The sequence below is a fragment of the Microbacterium sp. lyk4-40-TSB-66 genome (assembly GCF_030209475.1).
Taxonomy (GTDB): Bacteria; Actinomycetota; Actinomycetes; order Actinomycetales; family Microbacteriaceae; genus Microbacterium.
In genome coordinates, this window is record NZ_JARVRW010000002.1 from 265936 (window position 1) to 286407 (window position 20472).

The following is a 20472-nucleotide window of genomic DNA, read 5'->3' on the forward strand; positions in this document are numbered from 1 at the left end:
GGGAATCGGGTTCCGGGGAGAGCACGGGCCAGGGCGTCGGTTCTCACCGACGCCCTGGCCACGGGTTCACTGGACGGTGTAGCCGACCGACTTGGCCTGGTTCACCAGCTCGTCGCCGAACTTGGTGATCGCATCGGTCACGTTGCCGCCCGAGATGAGCGTCGGGCTGACCGTCTCGGTCCAGACCGAACCGGTGTCGTAGAGCATGTACGAGTACGGCTGCACGACCGACAGGGCGGACTTGAAGGACTCCTGCGTCGTCGCCACGTCGGCGAAGTACGCGTCGGCCTGGAGCTTCTCGAGCCACTGGTCCTGCACGGGGCCGTAGCCGGGCAGGCCCGTGCTCAGGTCGACCTGCCAGCGCGGGTCGGTGTTGACGAACTTCATGAACGTCAGCGTGTTCTCGAGCTGCTTGCCGGTGATGTGCGAGGACGCACCCCACAGGCCGCCACCCTCGTTGCCGGTGGAGGGCTCCGACTCGCCGTCCCAGGGCAGCGGAGCCGCCGCGGTCATCTGCCCGGCGGGGATCTTCCAGGTGTCACGGAAGAGGTAGTTGCCCCACCACACGGCTCCGGGGCTCATCACGAGGTTCTGGCCCTCGGCGGCGGCGTCGCCGTCGAAGATGCCCTGCGTGCTGAGCGCCTTGCCCGCGTACATCTTGTCGAGCAGGTCGGTCGCCCGGGTGCAGGTCGCATCGGCGAGGTCGATGTGCGCCTCGCTCTCGGAGACGCGATCGTTGGTCGGGCAGCCCGAGGACTGCAGGTAGCGGTTGATCGCGTAGGCGTCGCCGAGGAAGCCGCTGATCTTGCCCGGGTGCTCGGCCGCGATCTTGACGGCGAGGTCGCCGTACTCCTCCCACGTGGTGGGCAGGGTGTAGCCGTTCTCGTCGAAGAAGGCCTTGTTGTACCAGAACACGTCGGGTGCGGCGTCGTTGCGCAGGCAGCGGATCTTGCCGTCGATGTCGCAGAACGACAGTACGGCCGGGTCGTAGCCCTCGATGGTGTCGGCCATGATGTCGGTCAGGTCGGCGGCGTAGTTGCTCGTCGAGTTCGTGGCCCACGCGATGTCGTCGTTCGAGGGGAAGAAGATCGCGTCGGGCCAGCCGGAGCCGGCGGCGTCGAAGTTCGCGAACGACTGCTTGACGGTCTTGCCGCCGACCGTGCCGTCGATCTGGACGACGTCGATCGGGATGTCGGGGTACGCCTGCTGGAAAGCCTCGGCCGCGGGGACGCGCGGCGGGTCGACCCAGACGGTGATCTTTCCCCCCGAGTCGGTCTGCGCCTGCGGGGCCCCGCCCGTCGCGTCGCCGGAACACCCGGCGAGGGCGAGCGCGGCGACGGCGACGGCCGCACTCGCCGCGAGGATGCGTGTGGTCTTCATTGACACTCCTTCGTGTGGACGGCCGCTCCGACGGCGGATCGGGAGCTGTGACGACCCGGTCGGATTGGTCAAACGTTATCCCGAGATCTCTCTTTGATCAAACGTTTGCTTGGGTATCTGATCTAAGAGCGCCAGGCTCTCCCCGAGAATACATCAGACGAATTGCAGATTCCAGCGAATTCTGCGGAAACTCCCCCCGCTCAGTCGGACAGCGCGAGACGGCGCGGGTCGAGGCGGTAGAACTCCGCCGCCGTCCGCCCCAGGACGCGCTCCCGCGCGTCGGGATCCAGTTCGTCGAAGAGCGGCTGCAGCCCCCGCCACACGCGGGTGTATCCGCCGGAGAGCACCGAGATCGGCCAGTCACCGCCGTACATCAGTCGCGCGGGACCGAACATCTCCAGCGCCCGGTCGAGGAACGGCCGGATCTGCTCGGTGGTCCACGCCGAGCTGTCGTCCGCCGCCGAATAGAGCCCGCTCACCTTGGCGAACACGTTCTCGCTCCGGGCCGCCGCACTCATCAGACGACTCCACTGCGCACCGTCGCCCACGCCGATCGGAGGCTTCGCCAGGTGGTCGATCACCATGCGAAGGCGAGGGTGGCGCTCCGCGACGAGCGGGATGATCTCGACGTGACGCGGGAGGACCGCGACCACGTCGAAGGGGAGGTCCCTCTCCTCCAGCAGCCCCAGCGAGGCGTTCACCTCGGGTCGCAGCAGCCAGTCGGGGTCCGGCTGATTGTGGATGAGCGTGCGCACCCCGACAAGGAGGGGATCGCCCTCCCACGATGCGAGCGTGCGCTCCGTGGCGGCGGGATCGTGGAGGGGGGCGTAACCGACGATGCCGGCCACCTCGCGGTGCGCGGCCGCGGACTCGCGCATGAGCCCGGTGTCCTCGGCGTTGTCGGCCGACTGCACCTGCACGGTGAAGTCGACGCCGGCGGCGCGCAGCTCGGGTGCGACGTCGGCGAAGGTCATGACCCCGTCGATGGGGGCGGACTCCGGACCGAGCCAGTCGTACTCCGCGCGGGTCGGGTCCCACACGTGCTGGTGGGCGTCGATCACGGGAAAGGTCATGCGGGCCTCCTGAGGGGGTGTGGTCTTCATCATCGGAGGTCTCCGCCCCGGATGACGAGGGAATCGGTCGAATCCCGGTGATTCCTCCGATGAATGATGGCAGTCCGTAGACTGACCGCCATGATCGACGACTTCGTCTCCGTGCCGCGCTCCCAGACGGACGTCGTCATCGGCGGGATCAAGGCGATGCTGACCCGCGGCGAACTGGGCCCCGGTTCGCGTCTCCCCATCGAGAAGGACCTGGCCGCGCAGCTCGGCGTCTCGCGCGGATCGCTTCGCGAGGGTGTTCGCGCCCTCGCCACCCTGGGCGTCCTCGAGACGCGTCAGGGAGACGGGACGTACGTCACGGCCCTCGACCCGCGAACCCTGCTCAGTCCCCTGGGTTTCCTCGCCGACCTCCAACAGCCCGCGCACGCGGCCGATCTGCTCGCGGTCCGGCGGATGCTCGAGGCCGAGACGGTGTCGCTCGCCGCCACCCGTCTCACCGACGAGGAGCTCGCCCAACTGGACCGTACGCTCGGGGTCGTCGACACGATCCTGCAGAACGACCCCGACATGGACCTCGAAGGCTTCATCGACGCCGACACCGAGTTCCACCGGATCATCGCCCGGGCCAGCGGCAACCCCGCGCTCGCGGCCATCATCGACACCCTGGTCGGACGCACGTTCCGCGCCCGGCTCTGGCGCGCGATCACGCACCGCGGTTCGGTGCGCGAGACGCAGGCGGAGCACCGGGCGATCCTCGACGAACTCGTCCGTCGCGATCCCGCCCGGGCTCGCATCCGCATGCAGGTGCACCTCCTGGGCGTCGAGGAGTTCAGCGCCGCGCACGCCGACGAAGACCCCGAGGCCCAGTAGTCGTCACCGACCCGCCCAGTACGTCCCCCCGGGGAAGCTGAACTCGGCGAGCGAGCCATCGTGCATCTCCGCGCTGTAGCCGGGCATCGACGGCAGGACGTACGCGCCGTTCTCGACGATGCACGGGTCGACGAAGTGCTCGTGCAGGTGATCGACGAACTCGGTGACACGGTTCTCGAGCGTCCCCGAGACGCAGACGAAGTCGAAGATCGACAGGTGCTGGACGAGCTCGCACAGCCCCACGCCTCCCGCGTGAGGGCACACCGGCACGCCGAATTTCGCCGCCATCAGGTAGACGGCGATGATCTCGTTCACGCTCGCCAGGCGAGCGGAGTCGAGCTGGCAGAAGTCGATCGCCTCGGCCTGGAACATCTGCTTGAAGAGCACGCGGTTCATGCCGTGCTCACCGGTGGCAACGCCGATCGGGGCGACGGCGCGACGCACCGCCGCGTGGCCGAGCACGTCGTCGGGGCTCGTCGGCTCCTCGATCCACAGCGGCTTGAACTCGGCGAGGTGGCCCATCCATTCGATGGCCTCCGGCACGTCCCACACCTGGTTCGCATCGATCATCAGGTTGGCATCCCACCCGATCACCTCTCGCGCGATCCGCAGGCGCCGGATGTCGTCGTCGAGGCTCGCCCCGACCTTCAACTTGACGTGACGGTAGCCCTCGTCGACGGCCTCCTGCAGCAGACGGCGAAGCTTGTCGTCGCTGTAGCCGAGCCATCCGGCGCTCGTGGTGTAACAGGGGTAGCCCCCGCGTTGCTCGAGTTCGGCGATGCGCGCGGCGCGCGTGGGGGCGAGCTCGGTCAGGATGCCGATGGCCTCCTCGCGCGTGAGAGCGTCGGAGAGGTACCGCAGATCGGCGACGTCGACGAGCTGCTCGGGCGTCATGTCGGCGAGCAGGCGCCACAGCGGCTTCTGCGCGACGCGGGCGGCGAGGTCCCACATGGCGTTCATGACCGCCGCCATGCCGAGGTGTACGACGCCCTTCTCGGGACCGAGCCAGCGCAGCTGCGAGTCGGACGCGAGGTCGCGGTACACCCCGCCCAGATCGGCGACGGCGTCTTCGACCGAGCGTCCGACGAGCGGCAGTCCACGTTGACGCGCCGCCTCAACGCAGAGGTCGTTGCCGCGGCCGATCGTGAACGTGAACCCGTAACCCTTGAGCTCGGGGTCGTCGGTGTGCACCACGACGTAGGCGGCGGAGTAGTCGCCGTCCTTGTTCATGGCATCCGAGCCGTCCATGCTCAGCGACGTGGGGAAGCGCACGTCGTGCGCGGTGACAGCGGTGATGGTGGTCATGCGTCTTCCTTGGAGATCAGGTCGTTCTCGGCGAGGTCGCGCCAGAGGTCGTCGGGGATGGGAGTGTGGGCGCGTTCGAGGTTCTGCGTCACCTGGCGATGGCCTCGCCCGCCGAGGACGACCGACACGACGGCGGGGTGACGCAGCGCGAAGGCGACGGCCACGTCGGGCAGGGTCACGCCGTGGCGCTCGCTGACGTCGGCGATCGCGTGCGCGCGGGCGAGCAACGCGGGAGGGGCGGGCCGATAGTCGTAGGTCGCGTCGGCCGGGGGCCGTGGCCTGCTCAGCAAGCCGGAGTTGAAGACACCCGCGGCGACCACGCCCACCCCGCGCTCGAGCGCGAGCGGCAACAGGTCGGTGGCCGCCGAGTCGTCGAGCAGCGTGTGACGCCCGGCGCACATCACGACGTCGACATCCGCTCGCCGGATGAGCTCGGCGAGCGGATCGGCCGCGTTCATTCCGGCCCCGACGGCTGCGACGACGCCCTGTTCGCGCAGCTCGATGAGCGCGCCGATCCCCTCGCCCGACGCCTGGGCGAAATGGTCGTCGGGGTCGTGGAGGTAGAGGATGTCGAAGCGGTCGAGCCCCGTGCGCCGGAGGGAGTCCTCGACGGAACGCAGGATGCCGTCGCGACTGAAATCCCATCGCCGCACGACGTCGCGCGGCACGTCGAATCCGTCGGGGTCACGCAGGTGAGCGGTCTCGGGGCTCGCCTCGAGCACGCGGCCGACCTTCGTCGAGACGACGATCTCGTCGCGCGGGCGGGTGCGCAGGCGCGCTCCCAGTCGCCGCTCGGAGAGACCCACGCCGTAGTGGGGGGCCGTGTCGAAATAGCGGATGCCGCCGTCCCAGGCGGCGTCGACCGTCTCGTCGACCTCGACTTCGGTGGTCTCGCGGTAGAGGTTGCCGAGCTGCGCCGCGCCGAGACCGATCTCGGTGAGCCGCAGCCCGTGCCGCAGTGCACGAGCGCGCATGGAGCCTCCTTCTTCCCGGCCAGCCTACAACAGATTCATCTGATGACTAGGAGATGGAAGGGGATTTTTCTTACGTCTCAGCCCTACTGGGCCGGAAAAGATCAGGTCTTTCGCGGTGGTGCCGTCGACGAGCGCTCGACGAGGACGGGAGCGGGATCGCGCACCACCGCGTCCACCGTCACGCCGGAGGAGATGTTCTCGACCACCGCCCGTAGCGCCGTCGCCCCCAGCTCGCGCAACGGCATCCGCACCGTCGTGAGGGGTGGCCAGGCGTGATCGGCCGTCCACGCGTCGTGGATCGCCACCACCGACAGGTCGGCCGGCACATCGACCCCGAGGCGACGCGCTTCGGCGAGCACCCCGTAGGACGCGTTGATGTTGGCGACGACCACGGCCGTCGGTCGCTCGGGCCGCTCCCAGAGCGCGCCCAGCGCCTCCGCGCCCTGCCGCGGTTCGTAGCCCCGGCGAGTGATGAGGTCGTCGTCGACCGAGAGGCCCGAGTCCGCCGACGCACGACGGAAGCCCGCCTCGCGTCGTCGTGCGGTGTCGGAGGATGCCACCCCGTTGATCAGCGCGATGCGGCGGTGACCGAGGCCGATGAGGTGGGCGGTCGCGATGCGGGTTCCCTCCTCGTCGTCCAGCACCACGGAGCCGACGCCCTCGGGATGGATGGAGTTGACGAAGACCACCGGCAGCCGGGAGGCGATCAGTCGGTCGATGTCGTTCGCGTCGCTCGTGTCGCCCACCTGGACGAGGAGTCCGTCGACGCGCCCCTCGCCGATCAGACGACCGATGACGTCCACGCCGTCGGGGAGGCCGTCGGCGCGGGCCAGCAGCACGACGTACCCCTGCCGGTAGGCCTCGTCCTCGACGCCGCGCAGCAGATCGGTGAAGATCGCGTTCGTGACGTCGGGGACCACGAGACCGACGACGTTCGTCCGCGCCGACTTCAGCGCGCGCGCGGCGAAGTTGGGGCGGTAGCCCAGCTCGGCGGCGGCCTCCTGGATGCGTACGCGGGTGCTCTCGCTGACCCGCGTGTGCGGAGCGTCGCGGAGCACGCGCGAGACGGCCGACACCGACACCCCGGCGCGCGCGGCGACGTCGCTGAGCCTGACCATCCGCCCAGTGTAGGGATGCCGCGGGTCACCGTCGGCGCGACGAACTCACGACGGCGGAGCCTCGGCGTCGGCCGCGCGACGGTTCACGAGGTACACGTGGGTGAGGACCATGACCGTCTCACCGCGCTGATTGCGCGCGGTGACGAGTTCGTCGATGTAGCCCGCGGCATCCGGGACCTTCACGTGCGGACGCAGGGCGACGATCTCGGCGGTCACCCTGAGCGTGTCGCCGATGAAGACCGGGCGGATGAAACGGATCCGGTCGTAGCCGTAGCTCATGGACTGCGGGTTGATGTCGCCGGCGGTCATCCCCACGGCGACCGAGAGCACAAGCGTTCCGTGCGCGATCCGCTGACCGGCGGGCTGGGTGGCCATCCACTCGGCGTCCATGTGGTGCGGGAAGAAATCACCGGTCTGTCCGGCATGGAGCACGATGTCGGCCTCGGTGATCGTGCGACCGGTGGTCTCGCGGAGCTCGCCCACCTCGTGGTCCTCGTACCACCGCTCGGTCGTCTTCATTTCCCCTCCTCGTGGGCGCGCACGCCCGCATCGAGCCGCGCGCGCAGCTCGTCGTCGTCCAGGTCGCCGCGCAGCGCCGCCGTCACCAGCGGCGACAGGGCGTTCTGCACGTCGATGTAGTTCGTCCACCGGGGCCGGACGTACGCTCCCTCGAGGGTCGCGCGGGTCGCGCGGAAGAAGTCGAGGGTGTCGGCGTTGGTGCGCTCGTCATCCCAGGCGACGGCGTTGCCGGGCTGCCCCCCGCCGTCGAAGTAGGCACCCGCCTGCACCTCGGCGGAAGCGAGCCAGAAGGCGTGCGCGATGGCTTCGTCGGGGTGCTCCGTCTGCGCCGAGACCACGACGCCCGCCCCGCCCAGCAGCGACCCGTCGACCCCGCGGCGCGACGCCGGGATGTCGACGTAGCGCAGCCGGTGCGGCCGGAAGCCCGCGCGGCTGTAATTCGTGTAGCCGAACAGCAGAGGCGCGTAGCAGAAGCGGTCGCCCTCGCTCAGGGCGTCCGCCGTCTGGATGGGGTTCCACCCGGCGCACGACGCGGGGACGGCCCGAGCCAGCGCCCGGAGCGTCTGCATCGCCTCGCCCAGCGCGGCGCGCGAGAGGAAGACCCCGGGTGCGCGCAGGGCGTCCTCCCCGTTTCCGGCGGCGACGGTGATGAGGCTCGAGTACGCGTCGACGGGCTTGTACGGCCAGAGCACCCGCCCCTCCTCGGCGAGCGCCAGCACACCCGCCCAGTCGCGGGGAGGTTCGGGCAGGAGGTCGGGTCGGTAGGCGGCGACCTGGGCGGCCGCGTCCGTCGCGAGGCCCCACTGCCCCCCGGCGTGCGCGTAAGAGGCGTGCGACCGGCCGACGGACTGCTCGGCGAGGAGGGCGAGCTCGTCGTCGTGGCCGGCGCCGTCGAGCCGCGCGAACAGGCCCTCCTCCGCCGCCTGGGGGATGTGCGGATGATCGATGACGAGCAGGTCGTACTCGCGCACGAGCTCTTCGAGCGGCTGATCGGCGAACGCCTGCAGCGAGCGCTGGTCCCAGTGCACCTCGACGTCGGGGGCCACGGCGCGATAGGCGGCCGCCGCGGCGGACACGCTGCCGTACCCGCGGGCGTGCTCCCACGTCATCCCCCGCAGGACGACGCTCACGCGCGCACCCCGACGTCGCCGTCGACGCCCGCCGCGGCGACGGCCTCGAGCGGCGCGCCGGCGGAGCGGGGCGGGAACTCGGCCCGGATGCGGTCGTCGTCCTCGCCGAGCAGCGGCGCGGCCTTCTCGCTGCGCAGCACCTGGCCGTCGATGCGCAGGGGGCTCCTCGTGGTCGCGACCGTCGTCCCGCGGCGGGCGACCTCCTGCGTCATGTCGATCGCGGCGAATCCCTCGGAGGCCAGCAGTTCGTCGAGGGTCAGGACCGGTGCGCACCAGACGTCGGCCGCGTCCAGGATGCCGAGCCAGTGCGCCGTGGTGCCGGTGGCGAAGCGGGCGGCGAGGATCCCCTCGATCTCCTCCTGGCGGTCCCACGCGTCCTGCGGATCGGTGAGGGCCTCCAGCGCGGGGAGTTCGAGGAGCCGACCGAGTTCGGGGATCGGATTCATGGCGAGGGCCAGGTGTCCGTCGCTCGTCGGGTAGGTGCCGTAGGGGGCGGCGAGGAAGGCGTGGGCGGAGTGCTCGCCGTGGCGCTGCACCTGGATCGTGTCGTCGTTGAGCTTGGTGCTGAGCAGCTCGAACTGCAGGTCGAGCACGGCTTCGAGCAGGCTCGACTGCACGAGGCCCCCCTTCCCCGTGCGGAACCGCCGAACGAGGAGGGCGGTCACCCCCTGGGCGATGTGGCAGCTCAGCAGGTGGTCGGCGATCGAGAGGCCGAGGGGGACGGGGCCATCGTGGCGCGACCCGCTGAGCCAGGGCAGCCCCGCGATCGACTGCGCGAGCAGGTCCTGACCGGGGCGATCCCGCCACGGCCCCTCGTCGCCGTATCCGCTCGCGCTCGCGTAGACGATCGACGGGTTGAGCTCCTTGACGGAGGCGTAGTCGAGACCGATCCGCTCCATCACCCCGGGGCGGAAGTTCTGGATGACGACGTCGGCCCGCGCGACGAGTTCGCGCACGTAGGCCAGGTCGTCGGGGTTCTTCAGATCGGCCGTGACGGACTCCTTGTTGCGGTTCATCGCGTGGAACGACACCGTGTCGCCGTCGAGGGCGCGACCCGCGAACGCCAGCGTCCGCCCGATGTCGCCGACACCGGGACGCTCGATCTTGATGACGCGCGCGCCCAGATCGGCGAGGCGGAGCGCGGCGACGGGTCCGGCGAGGAACTGGCTGAAGTCCAGAACGAGGAGGCCCTCCAGGGGTCTGATGATCTCTTGTGCCATGCGGCTGCACACTTTCACGTCGAGGGTGGAAACGCCCGAAGACGCCATGATCAATCGTTTGCTCACCGTACCGAGCAGGCTCCTCGAGCGCAACCGAGACATCTGCGGCGTTCTGAGGCATGATGGACGAAGAATTCATCAGACCTTTGGGAGAGTCAATGCTGACAGCGACCTACGTGGGCGATCGCACGATCGACGTGGTGGAAGCGGAGGCCGCGCCTCCCGCACCGGGCCAGGTGCAGATCCGCGTGGCCTACACGGGCCTGTGCGGAACCGACCTGCACATCCTGCACGGATCCATGGACGCCCGGGTGTCGACCCCGCTCGTCTTCGGGCACGAGATGAGCGGCACGGTCGCCGCCCTCGGCGACGGCGTCGAGGGATGGACCGTCGGCGACGGCGTCACCGTCATGCCCCTCGCATGGGACGGCACGTGTCCCGCGTGCCGCGCCGGCAACGAGCACATCTGCCAGAACCTCGACTTCATCGGCATCGACTCCCCCGGCTCGCTCCAGGGCCTGTGGAGCGTCCCGGCCGAGACGCTCGTGCGCCTCCCCGAGGGCATCGCGCTCGACCACGCCGCCCTCGTGGAGCCGGTCGCCGTCGCCGTCCACGACGTGCGACGAGCCGAACTCGCCCCCGGCGACAAGGCCGTCGTCATCGGCGGCGGGCCGATCGGCGTACTGATCGCCTGCGTCGCGCGCCACGTCGGCGCCGAGGTGCTCGTCATCGAGCTCGACGAGAAGCGTCGCGCGCAGATCGAGGAACTCGGCTTCCCGACCCTCGACCCGCGCGAGGCCGACCAGGTCGCGGTCGTCGAGGACTGGACCCAGGGCGCCGGGGCCGACGTGGTCTTCGAGGTCTCGGGGGCCGCCGCGGCGGTCCGCGGCGCCACCGGGCTGGCGAAGGTCCGCGGCACGATCGTCGTCGTCGCCATCCACCCCACGCCCCGCGAGATCGACCTGCAGCGCATGTTCTGGCGCGAGCTGCGCCTGCTCGGCGCGCGCGTCTACCAGCGCCCCGACTTCGAGACCGCCGTCGACCTCGTGGCCGACGGCGTCATCCCCACGGACCTCCTCATCACGCGCATCGTGCCGCTGAGCGCCACGGCCGAGGCCTTCGCCGACCTCGAGGCCGGCCGCGCCATGAAGATCCTCGTCGATGTGGGGGGCCAGGCGTGAGCGACCTCTTCTCCCTCGAGGGCACCACGGCCGTCGTCACCGGCGCGCGCCGCGGCATCGGCTTCGCGATGGCCCTCGGCCTCGCCCGGGCCGGGGCCGACATCATCGGCGTGAGCGCGTCGCAGACGACCTCGGGGAGCGAGATCGAGGATGCCGTCACGGCCGCCGGTCGCTCCTTCACCGGCATCGCGTGCGACTTCGGCGATCCCGCCGCCGTCGACGCCCTCGGCACCGACCTGGCCGCTCGCCGCATCGACGTCCTCGTGAACAACGCCGGAACCATCGAGCGCGCCCCCGCCGACGTCCACCCGCTCGACGCCTGGGATCGGGTGGTGCAGATCAACCTCAGCAGCCCGTTCCGCCTGACCCGCGCCGTGGCCCCGCAGATGATCGAGCGCGGTCGCGGCAAGATCATCTTCACCGCCTCTCTGCTGAGCTTCCAGGGCGGGATCAACGTGCCCGGGTACACGGCGGCCAAGTCCGGCATCGCCGGTCTCACCAAGGCCCTCGCGAACGAGTGGGCGGCGAAGGGCGTCAACGTCAACGCGATCGCGCCGGGCTACATCGCCACCGACAACACCGAGGCGCTGCGCGCGGACTCCGCTCGTTCCTCGGCCATCCTCGACCGCATCCCCGCGGGCCGCTGGGGGGAGGCGTCCGATCTCGCCGGGGCGACGGTCTTCCTCGCCTCGCGCGCGTCGGATTACGTCTCGGGCATCACCCTCCCGGTCGACGGGGGATGGCTCGGACGATGACGGCCGTGGCATCCGAGATCCCGACCCTGATCGCCGAGGTCGGCATCGTCCCGGTCGTCGTGCTCGACGACGCGGGTCGAGCGCGCGACCTCGCCGTAGCGCTCCGCGAGGGCGGTGTGGGATGCGCGGAATTCACGCTGCGCACGCCCGCCGGGCTCGCGGCGATCGCCGCGGCCGCCGCGGTCGACGGGTTTCTGGCGGGGGCGGGCACCGTCCTGACCGTCGCACAGGCGGATGCCGCCGTCGACGCGGGCGCCCGGTTCGCCGTCACACCGGGATACGACCCCGCCGTCGCCGACCGCCTCCGAGCGGGCGGGGTCACGGTCGTTCCCGGGGTGGCGACCCCGACCGAGGTCCAGCGCGCCCTCGGTGACGGGTTCCACGATGTGAAGGTCTTTCCGGCGAGCCACCTCGGCGGCGCGGGCTACCTCGACGCCCTGCACGGGCCGTTTCCCGACATGCGGTTCATCCCGAGCGGCGGGGTCGCACCGGACAACCTCGGCGATTACCTGCGCCGCTCCTGGGTCCTCGCGGCGAGCGGGAGCTGGATGGTGCCGCGAGACGCGATCGCGCGCGGCGACTTCGACACGATCGCCGCCGCCGCGGCGGAATGCGCGCGGATCCGCGACGCCGCACGGGCCGCACGATGAGCCGCGTCGTCACCCTCGGCGAGAGCATGGGGCTGATCCTCGGCGACGGCGTCGGGGGCTGGGAGAACCAGCACCACGCCCGTGTGGTCACCGGCGGAGCCGAGGGCAACACCGCCATCGGGCTCTCCCGCCTCGGCGTCGACGTGACCTGGATCGGGCGGGTCGGCGACGACGCCCTCGGACGACGCGTCGTGGGCGACCTGCGCGCGGAGGGCGTCGACGTGCGCGCGCACACAGACGCAGAGGCGCCGACCGGGCTCATGCTGAAGTCGACCCCCCGCGCCGGTGCGACGACCGTGGATTACTACCGTCGGGGAAGCGCCGGGAGCCGGCTCCATCGCGCCGATCTCGACGACCTGCCACTCTCGGCCGGCGACATCCTCCACGTCACGGGTGTGACGCTCGCCCTGTCGGCCTCGGCGCGCGAGGCGGTCGTCGCCGCCGTCGACCGTGCACGGGAGGTCGGCGCGCTCGTGTCGTTCGCGATCAATCACCGCAGCCGTCTGTGGGGCCATGCCGAGGCCGTCGCCGCCTACGCGCACGTGATCGAGCGCACCGACATCCTCTTCGCCAGCGACGACGAGGCGCGGATGATGCACCCCCACGTCGACCCCGAGGACCTCGCCCGCGCACTGTCGTCCACCGGCCCGGCCGAAGCGATCGTCACCCTCGGGGGCGACGGTGCGGTCGCCGTCATCGACGGCGAGGTGCACCGGGTGGCGGCCCTGCCCATCACCCCCGTCGACACCGTCGGCGCGGGCGATGCCTTCGCCGCCGGATATCTGTCCGAGCGCCTCGTCGCCGCCAGCGCCGCGACCAGGATGCGCACTGCCGCCGTCGCCGGCGCCTACGCCTGCCTGCATCCCGGCGACTGGCAGGGCGGCATCCGTCGATCCGAGCTCGCGAGCGCCGGATCCACCGACCCCGTGACCCGCTGACCTTCCACCCTGAGGAGACCCCATGACCTTCGCCCGCCTCGGCGCCCCCGGTTCCGAGATCCCCGTGTTCCGGCACGGCGACACGGTGTACGACCTGCGCCCGCTCACCGCCGACATCGACGGCGCCTTCCTCTCCGCCGACGGGCTCGCCCGCGCCCGGGCCGCCGCGGAACGAGGGGAGCTGACCCCGCTCGCCGACGCCGGTTCACGGCGCGTGGGAGCACCGATCGCCGCCCCCGGCAAGATCGTGTGCATCGGGTTGAACTACCACGACCACGCCGCCGAGACCGGCGCCGCCGTGCCGGCGGAGCCCGTCGTCTTCATGAAGGACCCCTCGACGATCGTGGGCCCGTTCGACGACGTGCTCATCCCGCGATCCTCGACCAAGACCGACTGGGAGGTCGAGCTCGGCGTCGTCATCGGCGCGACCGCGCGCTACCTCTCCTCCCCCGAGGAGGCGCTCGCCCACGTGGCCGGCTTCGTCCTCTCGCACGACGTGTCGGAGCGCGAGTTCCAGCTCGAGCGCGGGGGGCAGTGGGACAAGGGCAAGAGCTGTGAGACGTTCAACCCCCTCGGTCCCGACCTCGTGCCCGCCGCGGAGGTCGCCGACCCGCAGGCCCTGGGCCTGCGCCTGTGGGTGAACGGGGTCGAGCGGCAGAACGGGACGACCGCCTCGCAGATCTTCTCCGTCGCGCACGTGGTGTGGTACCTCTCGCAGTTCATGGTGCTGCGCCCGGGCGATCTGGTGAACACCGGGACGCCCGCGGGGGTGGCCCTCGGGCTGCCCGACAAGCCGTACCTCCGGGCCGGCGACGTGGTCGAGCTCGAGATCGACGGCCTCGGTCGCGCGCGTCAGACGATGGTGCAGGCATGAGCGCCGGTGAGTTCGACGGCCTCGTCGTCGCGGTCACCGGCGGGGCATCGGGGATCGGTCTCGCGACGGCGAGCGCGTTCGCCGCGCGCGGTGCCCGGGTGGCGGTCCTCGACCTCGTCACCGACGGTCTCGCCGACGGCCTGGAGGGGTTCCGCGCCGATGTGACCGACCGGGACTCGGTGGATGCCGCGATGGCGGCCGTCGCGGAACGCTTCGGCGGCCTGGACGTGCTCGTCAACAGCGCCGGGGTCAGCTGCGTGGGCACGGTCGAGGAGGCGACCGAGGCCGACTGGGAGCGCGTGCTGAACATCAACGTGCGCGGGACGGCGCGCGCGTGCGCGGCCGCCCTCCCCCACCTGAAGGGGTCTGCGCACGCGGCGATCGTGAACGTCTGCTCGATCGGGGCCCTCAACGGGCTCCCGCAGCGCGCGGTCTACAACGCGTCGAAGGGCGCGATCCTGTCGCTCACCTACGCGATGGCGACGGATCACGTCCGCGAAGGCGTCCGGGTGAACTGCGTGAGCCCGGGCACGGTCTCGACCCCCTTCGTCGAACGCATGCTGCAGAACTTCCCCGACCCGGTGGCCGAGCGCGCGGCTCTCGACGCGCGCCAGGCGACGGGCCGCATGGTGACGCCCGACGAGGTCGCCGGGGCCATCCTCTACCTCGCGAGCCCGAGTGCCGGCTCCACCACGGGCACCGCCCTCGAGGTCGACGGGGGCGTCACCCACCTGCGCGTGCGGCCGCAGTAGGGGCCGTCCGACGGCATCCGATCGTCGAGATCGCACGGCCGGTTCGAACGCACACGCTCCCGCCTCCGCGGAGCGTGTGCGTTCGTCACGCACGGGTGATCTCGACGCGGCGCGTCACGTCACGACGAGTTGCGCGGCGAGCAGCAGGGCGGCGAGCATCGTCAACTGGAACACCGCGCGCCCCGGGGGGCGCAGGAGCACCAGGACGACGGCCGCGACCGCGACCGCCGCGACGGCGACGGAGAAGACCAGCCCGACGACCGTGGCATCCGTTCCGAGCAGCACCGCCACCGCCCCGACGACGATCCCCGCGGCGGCGAGGACGACCGACGCGCGCGCCCCGAGGCGGTGCGGCAGACCCCGCACTCCGGTCCGCCGATCGTCGTCGAGGTCGCGGACGACGTTCGTCAGGTGCACGGCCGCCCCCAACGCGGCGCCCGCGACCGTCGCCCACACCGCGGCGAGCGCGGGGGCCGCGGTCGAGAGGGTCGCGAACGAGGGGAACAGACCGAAGCTCACCAGGAACGGGACGATCGAGAGCGGCGTCGACTTCAGCCCCGCGTTGTAGGCCCAGGCCGAGGCGAGGGCGATCGCGTGGGCCGCGACCAGACCCGGCCCCAGCGGCACCGAGAGGGCGAGGGCGACGACGACGGCGCCCACCGCCACGGCGAGCGCCCTGCCCGCGGTCACCGCTCCCCCGGCGATCGGCTTGTCGGTGCGCCCGACCGCGGCGTCGCGCGCTCCGTCGATGGCGTCGTTCGAGAGCCCCACCGACACCTGCCCCGCGAAGACGGCGGCCACCAGCAGCACGAGGCGTCCCGGATCGACACCGGCGGCGATGCCGAGCGCGAGCGACAGGACGGTGACGACGAGCGTGGGTCCGGGGTGGGTCGACTCCCACAACGCCCCGACGACACCCGCCCGCCCACGGGGCGCGGGGGCGAGGGGCGGCTTCGCCGCGGCATCCGTCACCCGATGACGCTACCGCGCTCGGTCCCGCGTCCGCCCGTGCGGGCCGCAGTCGGCACCGCCGATCCGTCGATCGCTCGCTCCAGCCCGGCGTCAACCCCCGTCGCGCCCCCCGTGCGCGCGCATAGCGTCCCTCGCGTCCTCGCTCGCCGGGGAACCATCGAAAGGAACCGCATGCGCCAAGTCGTCGTCGTCACCGGAGGCTCGCGCGGCATCGGCCGCGCCGCTGCGCTGCGCTTCGCCGCGGAGGGCGCCGACATCGTCCTCGTCGCCCGCGACGAGGTCGCCCTCGCGTCCGCCGCGGCCGACTGCCGTGCGCTCGGCGCCGAGGTGCTCACACTCTCGATCGACCTCGCCCTCCCCGACGGACCGGAGCGTGCGGTCGGCGCGGTGGTCGGACGATTCGGTCGCATCGATGTGTGGGTGGCGTCGGCGTCCGTCTTCTCCTACGGCTCGGTCGAGGACACCCCGGACGCGGTGCGCGATCGGGTCATCCAGACCAACCTCGTCGGTCACATGCGCGCGGCCCGAGCCGTCATCCCCCACTTCCGTGCACGCGGCCACGGAACCATCGTGTTCGTCGGTTCGCTCTACTCGCAGGTCGCAGGGCCGTACGTGTCGTCGTACGTGGCAGCGAAGCACGGGTTGCTGGGCTTCACCCGGTCGCTGCGTCAGGAGATGCTCGCGCACCGGGGCATCCGGATCACGATCGTCCTGCCTGCCAGCATCGACACTCCGATCTATCAGCGCGCAGCGAACTACACCGGCCGCACCGCGTTTCCCCTCCCGCCCGTGGTCGCCGCCGACCGCGTCGCGCGGGCCATCGTGCAAGTCGCCCGCGGGCCCCGCCACGAGGTGGGGGTGGGGGCCGCGCAATTCCTCACGAGACCGCTGCAGTTCTTCGCGCCGCGCGTGTACGACCGGTTCATCCGCACGCTGCAGCACGTGCTCGGTCTGCGCCGCCGGCCGAACGCGCCCACACCGGGCGCCGTGCTCGACGCACAGCACGACCCCGGCGCGGTCAGCGGTGGCTGGCCCCGCATCCCGCTCCGGTGGCCGCGCCGGGGCCGCGCCGACACCGTCGGCCCGAGGGCCGCGGCACCCCGCTGACCCGTGTGATTCGGCACCCCGCTGACCTGTGTGACCGCACGCATTACACGATTCCTGCGCAGAAACACGCTGTCGGCGCGTTCATCGACACGGATCGCGTTCATGCGTGGATGCCACCTCAGCACCGCCCCGGACGGCAGGGGCCCGGACGATCACGCCGTCTCGAAGCCCTCGCGCTGCGTGTTCTCGTCGGCCACGCGCACGCCCCAGCGGTACGCGAGCTTGCCGCCGAGCCAGCCCGACACGCTCAGACCCACGGATGCCACGAGGCTCAGCCCGAAGGCGACGACCGGCACGCGGGCGAGATCGAGCATCCGCAGCACGAGGCTGAGGGAGAAGAGCACCATGGCCGTGACGTTGATCACGAGGTGCGCCACGGCCGTTCGTCGCGCGGGCGTCCCGCGAGGGATGCGCGACATGTCGAGCAGGCCGAGCGCCGACGCGCCGACGGCTCCGCCGAGACCGATCGCGATGAGCCAGCGCGACCCGGTCGCGAACGATCTGGGGTCGTCGGACGCGATTCCGAGCAGGTCGAACACGAGACTCGACGACCACGCCCCGATCGGGATCGTCACCGCGACGGGATGGAACGGGTGCCCGTACGGCCCCGCGATGATCGAACGCGGAACCTTCGCGTGACGCATCGCGGGGAAGCTCGCCCCGCTGTGCACAGCCGTGCCCGGACCGGGAGTCGCGGCGTCAGCCCCGCTCATCGCCGGCTCCGGGGTCGTGTCGGGTGGAAGGTCATCGTGTCTCCTCACGGCGTCGCACCGGTGAGCGGTCGGTCGACCGCGGCGGTGCGTCGGTCACACGTAAGGCCCGGTCGCACGGGTCTGCACGGGGGTTGCGCCTTGCTCCCCCGAGCACCACAATCGCACGTCGGCCCTTGGCACTCTCGATACCCGAGTGCTAATCTGATCGCGGTTGAGCCGACATGACTCAACTTCATCGAACATCCGGGATGCCGCATCCCGACCGATCGACAAGGAGAACGACAATGGCCACTTACGACCCCTTCCGCGACCTCGACCGTCTGGCGTCGACCCTTCTCGACGCGCGCCGCGGCGGCGGACCTCGGCGCATGCCGATGGACCTCTACCGTGACGGCGACCACTACGTCCTCGCCGCCGATCTGCCCGGCGTCGACCCCGGTTCGGTCGACATCGACGTCGACGGCCAGCTGCTGACGATCCGCGCCGAACGCACGCTGGGTTCCGGCGACGGCGTGAAGTGGATCACGCGGGAGCGCGAGACGGCATCCTTCGTCCGCCAGCTCAACCTCGGCCAGGGCATCGACACCGAGCGCATCAGCGCGTCGTACCGCAACGGCGTGTTGAGCGTGACGATCCCGGTCAGCGAGAAGGCGAAGCCGCGACGCATCACCGTCTCGACCGACGAGCACGACGGGGTCATCGAGGCCCACGAGAGCACGCCGCAGCTCATCGAGCAGTAACGCGACACGAGACGAGGGAGCGGTCCTGGCGAGGGCCGCTCCCTCGTCGCTCGTCACGGGGTTGTCAAGGGTCTGGGCGTCCGCGCGGCCGCACCGCATGGTTCCGAGGTGCTCCGAGTGCTCCCCCGCGTCCCGACCGGCGCGACCCGTTCCGACGTCGTCGGAACCGCGCGCGAGGCGAACGCCGCCGGTTGGTCGCGGCGTGGCGAGGACGTCGCGCCGGACGACCCGACGCCCCGGGCACCGGTGGGGGTGCCCGAGGCGTCGGATGGGGCTCAGAGGTCTTCGGGGGCGAGGTCGCCCTGGCCCTCTTCGCCGAGCTCGACGACGCCGGGGTCCTCACCCTGCGAGTCGGTGCCGGTGGCGAGAGGGTGGATGTCCTCCAGCGGGATGTCGCTGTCATCGGCCGGGATCTCGGCCGGGTCGGCGCCGGTGGCGGTGGCCGGGTTGATGTCGGCGGGGTCGACACCCTCGTCGAGGGCGGTGGTCGCGTCCCACTCGGCCTGCGCGGGGTCGAGCGCGGGGTCGGGCTCGATGGACGTGTCACCGTCGCGCAAGGGCTGCACGCCCGCGATGCCGACGTCGGCGGCGGGGGTCGTCGCGGCGGTGGTCGGGTCGATCGAAGCGTCGCTCATGGGGGGTCCTTCCGTCGGACGCGGGTCACCGCCGGGATCAGCGGTGCTCTCATCCCACACGCCGCACCCATCGTCGCAGCGCCCCTTGACAGGCATCGCGGCCGGTCCGTAGGCCGCACCGAACGGCAGCGGATGCCGACCACAGAACGACAGCACGATGCAGGCCGCACCTCGCCGCGGCGGAAGGAACACCATGGGGGAAGTTATGACGGTCCGTTCGCGGGGGGTCGACGATGTCGACCGGCTGTGGAGGCGCTTCGTGCCCGGATCCCGTCTCGACCGGGTCGACCCGCGCCGGGTGTCGTTCACGTGGAAGTCCGTCGAACTGGCGGGCTTCTCGGTCGTCTCGTACGAGCTCGCCGCGTCGGTGCAGTCGTCCGTCGTGATGGATGCGCAGATCATGGCCTGTCGGATGATCGGCGATGACGTGCGCATCGAGGCCGAGGGGCGCCCGCTCGACCCGCGTCGTCCCTGGGTCGCCTCTGACGGCACCACCGAGGCGCAGTGGACGGGCGCCGCCCGCGTGCGCGCCCTGGTCTTCGACCGCAGCCAGGCGGAGCGGGTCGCGCGCATCGCCTCGGGCGATGACCGCCTCGTGCTGCGGCGTCTTGATCCGGTTCCGCGCGGTCGCGACGCCGCCACCCAATGGGAGCGCAGCTTCGCTCACGTGTCGGCCTCGCTGGAAGTCGTGCACGATGACGAGATCCTCGCCGAGGAGATGCGTCGGCATGCGCTCATGACGACACTCTCGGCCTTCTCGACCCCGTATGTCGACGCCATGGAGCGTGCCCGCCAACGCGTCGCCGCACCACGGACGGTGCGCCGCGCGATCGCCCACATCGAGGCGAACGCGCAGAAGCCGTTGACCCTCGAGGACATCGCCGCGGCATCCGGAATCTCGTCCCGCGGGCTGCAGCACGCCTTCCGCCGCGAGCTGGACACCACACCCTCCGAGTACCTCCGGCGGGTGAGGCTGAGCGGCGCGCACGAGGAGTTGCGCGCCGGCACGGCCGAATCGGTTGCCGACGTCGCGCGACGGTGGGGGTTCTCGAGCGCATCGCGCTTCGCCCGGTACCACCGTGAACACTATGGGCAGAACCCGGCCCAGGTGATCCGCGCGTTCTGAGCCGCGGCGTCTTCCGTGTCACCGATGCGCCATCGGTACCTTCGCCCCGTCGTCGACCGAAGGCGCTTGCACAGTGAGAAGAGCGGGCAGGGAGCCCGTGGGAGGAACACGTGGGCAAGTTCATTTACGAGAGCGGCATCCGGAACGACTTCGAAGACCGTCTCCTCGCGCACCTGCAGGTGGTCGTCGGCAACAAGCTGCGCCGGGGTGAGCCGTTCTACTTCGTCTGGAAGGACGACCTGAGCACGGGAGGCGGTCGCACGTCCGTCTGGATGCACCCGCGCGCCAACCTCGTCTTCAAATTCAGCGGCGGGCGCCCTCCGGCGCTGAACCGCGCGTGGCTGGAGGCGCTCATGTCCACCGCCAACTCCCCGACCGGCCTGTACGTGGTGCCCGAGCCGTCGGAGGACACCGTGTCGCCCGAGTCGTTCGCCTGAGCCCCGCGGCGGCCT

General features: G+C 71.2%; 22 protein-coding genes. 11 read left to right on the forward strand and 11 right to left on the reverse strand.

Annotated elements, in window-relative coordinates; all coding sequences use genetic code 11:
- Positions 1-66: 66 nt before the first annotated feature.
- On the reverse strand, positions 67-1380 hold the full coding sequence (locus QRO03_RS03350; RefSeq protein ID WP_285136102.1) for an ABC transporter substrate-binding protein: 1314 nt from the start codon (positions 1378-1380) through the stop codon (positions 67-69).
- A 200-nt stretch (positions 1381-1580) separates the two neighbouring features.
- On the reverse strand, positions 1581-2453 hold the full coding sequence (locus QRO03_RS03355; RefSeq protein WP_285136103.1) for an amidohydrolase family protein: 873 nt from the start codon (positions 2451-2453) through the stop codon (positions 1581-1583).
- 120 nt (positions 2454-2573) lie between these two features.
- On the opposite strand from QRO03_RS03355, the gene QRO03_RS03360 reads away from it, so the two are divergent.
- A complete protein-coding gene (locus QRO03_RS03360) occupies positions 2574-3311 on the forward strand; it encodes a FadR/GntR family transcriptional regulator (protein WP_285136104.1) in 738 nt (245 codons plus the stop codon).
- A gap of 3 nt (positions 3312-3314) precedes the next feature.
- Here QRO03_RS03360 and QRO03_RS03365 read toward each other — a convergent pair whose 3' ends face one another.
- The 6 genes from QRO03_RS03365 to QRO03_RS03390 form a co-directional block, all read right to left on the reverse strand.
- A complete protein-coding gene (locus QRO03_RS03365; protein ID WP_285136105.1) occupies positions 3315-4616 on the reverse strand; it encodes an L-fuconate dehydratase in 1302 nt (433 codons plus the stop codon).
- Positions 4613-5590 carry an aldo/keto reductase gene (locus QRO03_RS03370; protein ID WP_285136106.1) on the reverse strand — a complete coding sequence of 326 codons (978 nt, stop codon included), beginning with the start codon at positions 5588-5590 and terminating at the stop codon, positions 4613-4615. Before QRO03_RS03370 ends, QRO03_RS03365 begins: the two co-directional genes overlap by 4 nt.
- Before the next feature lie 101 nt (positions 5591-5691).
- On the reverse strand, positions 5692-6708 hold the full coding sequence (locus QRO03_RS03375; protein WP_285136107.1) for a LacI family DNA-binding transcriptional regulator: 1017 nt from the start codon (positions 6706-6708) through the stop codon (positions 5692-5694).
- A gap of 45 nt (positions 6709-6753) precedes the next feature.
- Positions 6754-7227, reverse strand: a complete 474-nt coding sequence (locus QRO03_RS03380; protein WP_285136108.1) for a MaoC family dehydratase — start codon at positions 7225-7227, stop codon at positions 6754-6756.
- Positions 7224-8357, reverse strand: a complete 1134-nt coding sequence (locus tag QRO03_RS03385; protein ID WP_285136109.1) for an extracellular solute-binding protein — start codon at positions 8355-8357, stop codon at positions 7224-7226. Before QRO03_RS03385 ends, QRO03_RS03380 begins: the two co-directional genes overlap by 4 nt.
- A complete protein-coding gene (locus QRO03_RS03390) occupies positions 8354-9577 on the reverse strand; it encodes a CaiB/BaiF CoA transferase family protein (protein WP_285136110.1) in 1224 nt (407 codons plus the stop codon). Before QRO03_RS03390 ends, QRO03_RS03385 begins: the two co-directional genes overlap by 4 nt.
- Positions 9578-9735: 158 nt before the next feature.
- Here QRO03_RS03390 and QRO03_RS03395 point away from each other — a divergent pair, with 158 nt between their 5' ends.
- Genes QRO03_RS03395 through QRO03_RS03420 form a run of 6 tightly spaced genes read left to right on the forward strand, consistent with a single transcriptional unit; the run spans position 9736 to position 14727 of the window.
- Positions 9736-10758 carry a zinc-dependent alcohol dehydrogenase gene (locus QRO03_RS03395; protein ID WP_285136111.1) on the forward strand — a complete coding sequence of 341 codons (1023 nt, stop codon included), beginning with the start codon at positions 9736-9738 and terminating at the stop codon, positions 10756-10758.
- On the forward strand, positions 10755-11513 hold the full coding sequence (locus QRO03_RS03400; protein WP_285136112.1) for an SDR family oxidoreductase: 759 nt from the start codon (positions 10755-10757) through the stop codon (positions 11511-11513). The genes QRO03_RS03395 and QRO03_RS03400 overlap by 4 nt, the downstream gene beginning before the upstream one ends.
- A gap of 5 nt (positions 11514-11518) precedes the next feature.
- Positions 11519-12163 carry a bifunctional 4-hydroxy-2-oxoglutarate aldolase/2-dehydro-3-deoxy-phosphogluconate aldolase gene (locus tag QRO03_RS03405; RefSeq protein WP_285136113.1) on the forward strand — a complete coding sequence of 215 codons (645 nt, stop codon included), beginning with the start codon at positions 11519-11521 and terminating at the stop codon, positions 12161-12163.
- The gene (locus QRO03_RS03410) at positions 12160-13101 is read left to right on the forward strand and encodes a sugar kinase (RefSeq protein ID WP_285136114.1); all 942 of its coding nucleotides are present in this window, start codon (positions 12160-12162) and stop codon (positions 13099-13101) included. The genes QRO03_RS03405 and QRO03_RS03410 overlap by 4 nt, the downstream gene beginning before the upstream one ends.
- A gap of 22 nt (positions 13102-13123) precedes the next feature.
- Entirely contained in the window at positions 13124-13975 is an 852-nt protein-coding gene (locus QRO03_RS03415; protein WP_285136115.1) for a fumarylacetoacetate hydrolase family protein, read from the forward strand.
- Complete coding sequence (locus tag QRO03_RS03420; RefSeq protein ID WP_285136116.1) at positions 13972-14727, forward strand: SDR family NAD(P)-dependent oxidoreductase; 756 nt, start codon at positions 13972-13974, stop codon at positions 14725-14727. The genes QRO03_RS03415 and QRO03_RS03420 overlap by 4 nt, the downstream gene beginning before the upstream one ends.
- A 114-nt stretch (positions 14728-14841) precedes the next feature.
- On the opposite strand, the gene QRO03_RS03425 is transcribed toward QRO03_RS03420, so the two are convergent.
- Positions 14842-15699 carry a UbiA family prenyltransferase gene (locus QRO03_RS03425; RefSeq protein WP_285136117.1) on the reverse strand — a complete coding sequence of 286 codons (858 nt, stop codon included), beginning with the start codon at positions 15697-15699 and terminating at the stop codon, positions 14842-14844.
- A 171-nt stretch (positions 15700-15870) separates the two neighbouring features.
- Here QRO03_RS03425 and QRO03_RS03430 point away from each other — a divergent pair, with 171 nt between their 5' ends.
- Positions 15871-16806, forward strand: a complete 936-nt coding sequence (locus tag QRO03_RS03430) for an SDR family NAD(P)-dependent oxidoreductase (protein WP_285136118.1) — start codon at positions 15871-15873, stop codon at positions 16804-16806.
- A 152-nt stretch (positions 16807-16958) separates the two neighbouring features.
- Here the strand turns inward: QRO03_RS03430 and QRO03_RS03435 are convergent, their stop codons facing one another.
- The gene (locus QRO03_RS03435) at positions 16959-17519 is read right to left on the reverse strand and encodes a DUF2231 domain-containing protein (RefSeq protein ID WP_285136119.1); all 561 of its coding nucleotides are present in this window, start codon (positions 17517-17519) and stop codon (positions 16959-16961) included.
- Positions 17520-17803: 284 nt separating this feature from the next.
- Between QRO03_RS03435 and QRO03_RS03440 the strand changes: the two genes are divergently transcribed.
- Complete coding sequence (locus QRO03_RS03440) at positions 17804-18259, forward strand: Hsp20/alpha crystallin family protein (RefSeq protein ID WP_285136120.1); 456 nt, start codon at positions 17804-17806, stop codon at positions 18257-18259.
- A 275-nt stretch (positions 18260-18534) separates the two neighbouring features.
- Here QRO03_RS03440 and QRO03_RS03445 read toward each other — a convergent pair whose 3' ends face one another.
- Positions 18535-18894 carry a sugar ABC transporter ATPase gene (locus tag QRO03_RS03445; RefSeq protein WP_285136121.1) on the reverse strand — a complete coding sequence of 120 codons (360 nt, stop codon included), beginning with the start codon at positions 18892-18894 and terminating at the stop codon, positions 18535-18537.
- Positions 18895-19153: 259 nt separating this feature from the next.
- On the opposite strand from QRO03_RS03445, the gene QRO03_RS03450 reads away from it, so the two are divergent.
- On the forward strand, positions 19154-20020 hold the full coding sequence (locus tag QRO03_RS03450; RefSeq protein WP_285136122.1) for a helix-turn-helix transcriptional regulator: 867 nt from the start codon (positions 19154-19156) through the stop codon (positions 20018-20020).
- A 110-nt stretch (positions 20021-20130) separates the two neighbouring features.
- On the forward strand, positions 20131-20457 hold the full coding sequence (locus QRO03_RS03455; protein WP_285136123.1) for a DUF7882 family protein: 327 nt from the start codon (positions 20131-20133) through the stop codon (positions 20455-20457).
- The last annotated feature ends 15 nt before the right edge of the window (positions 20458-20472 follow it).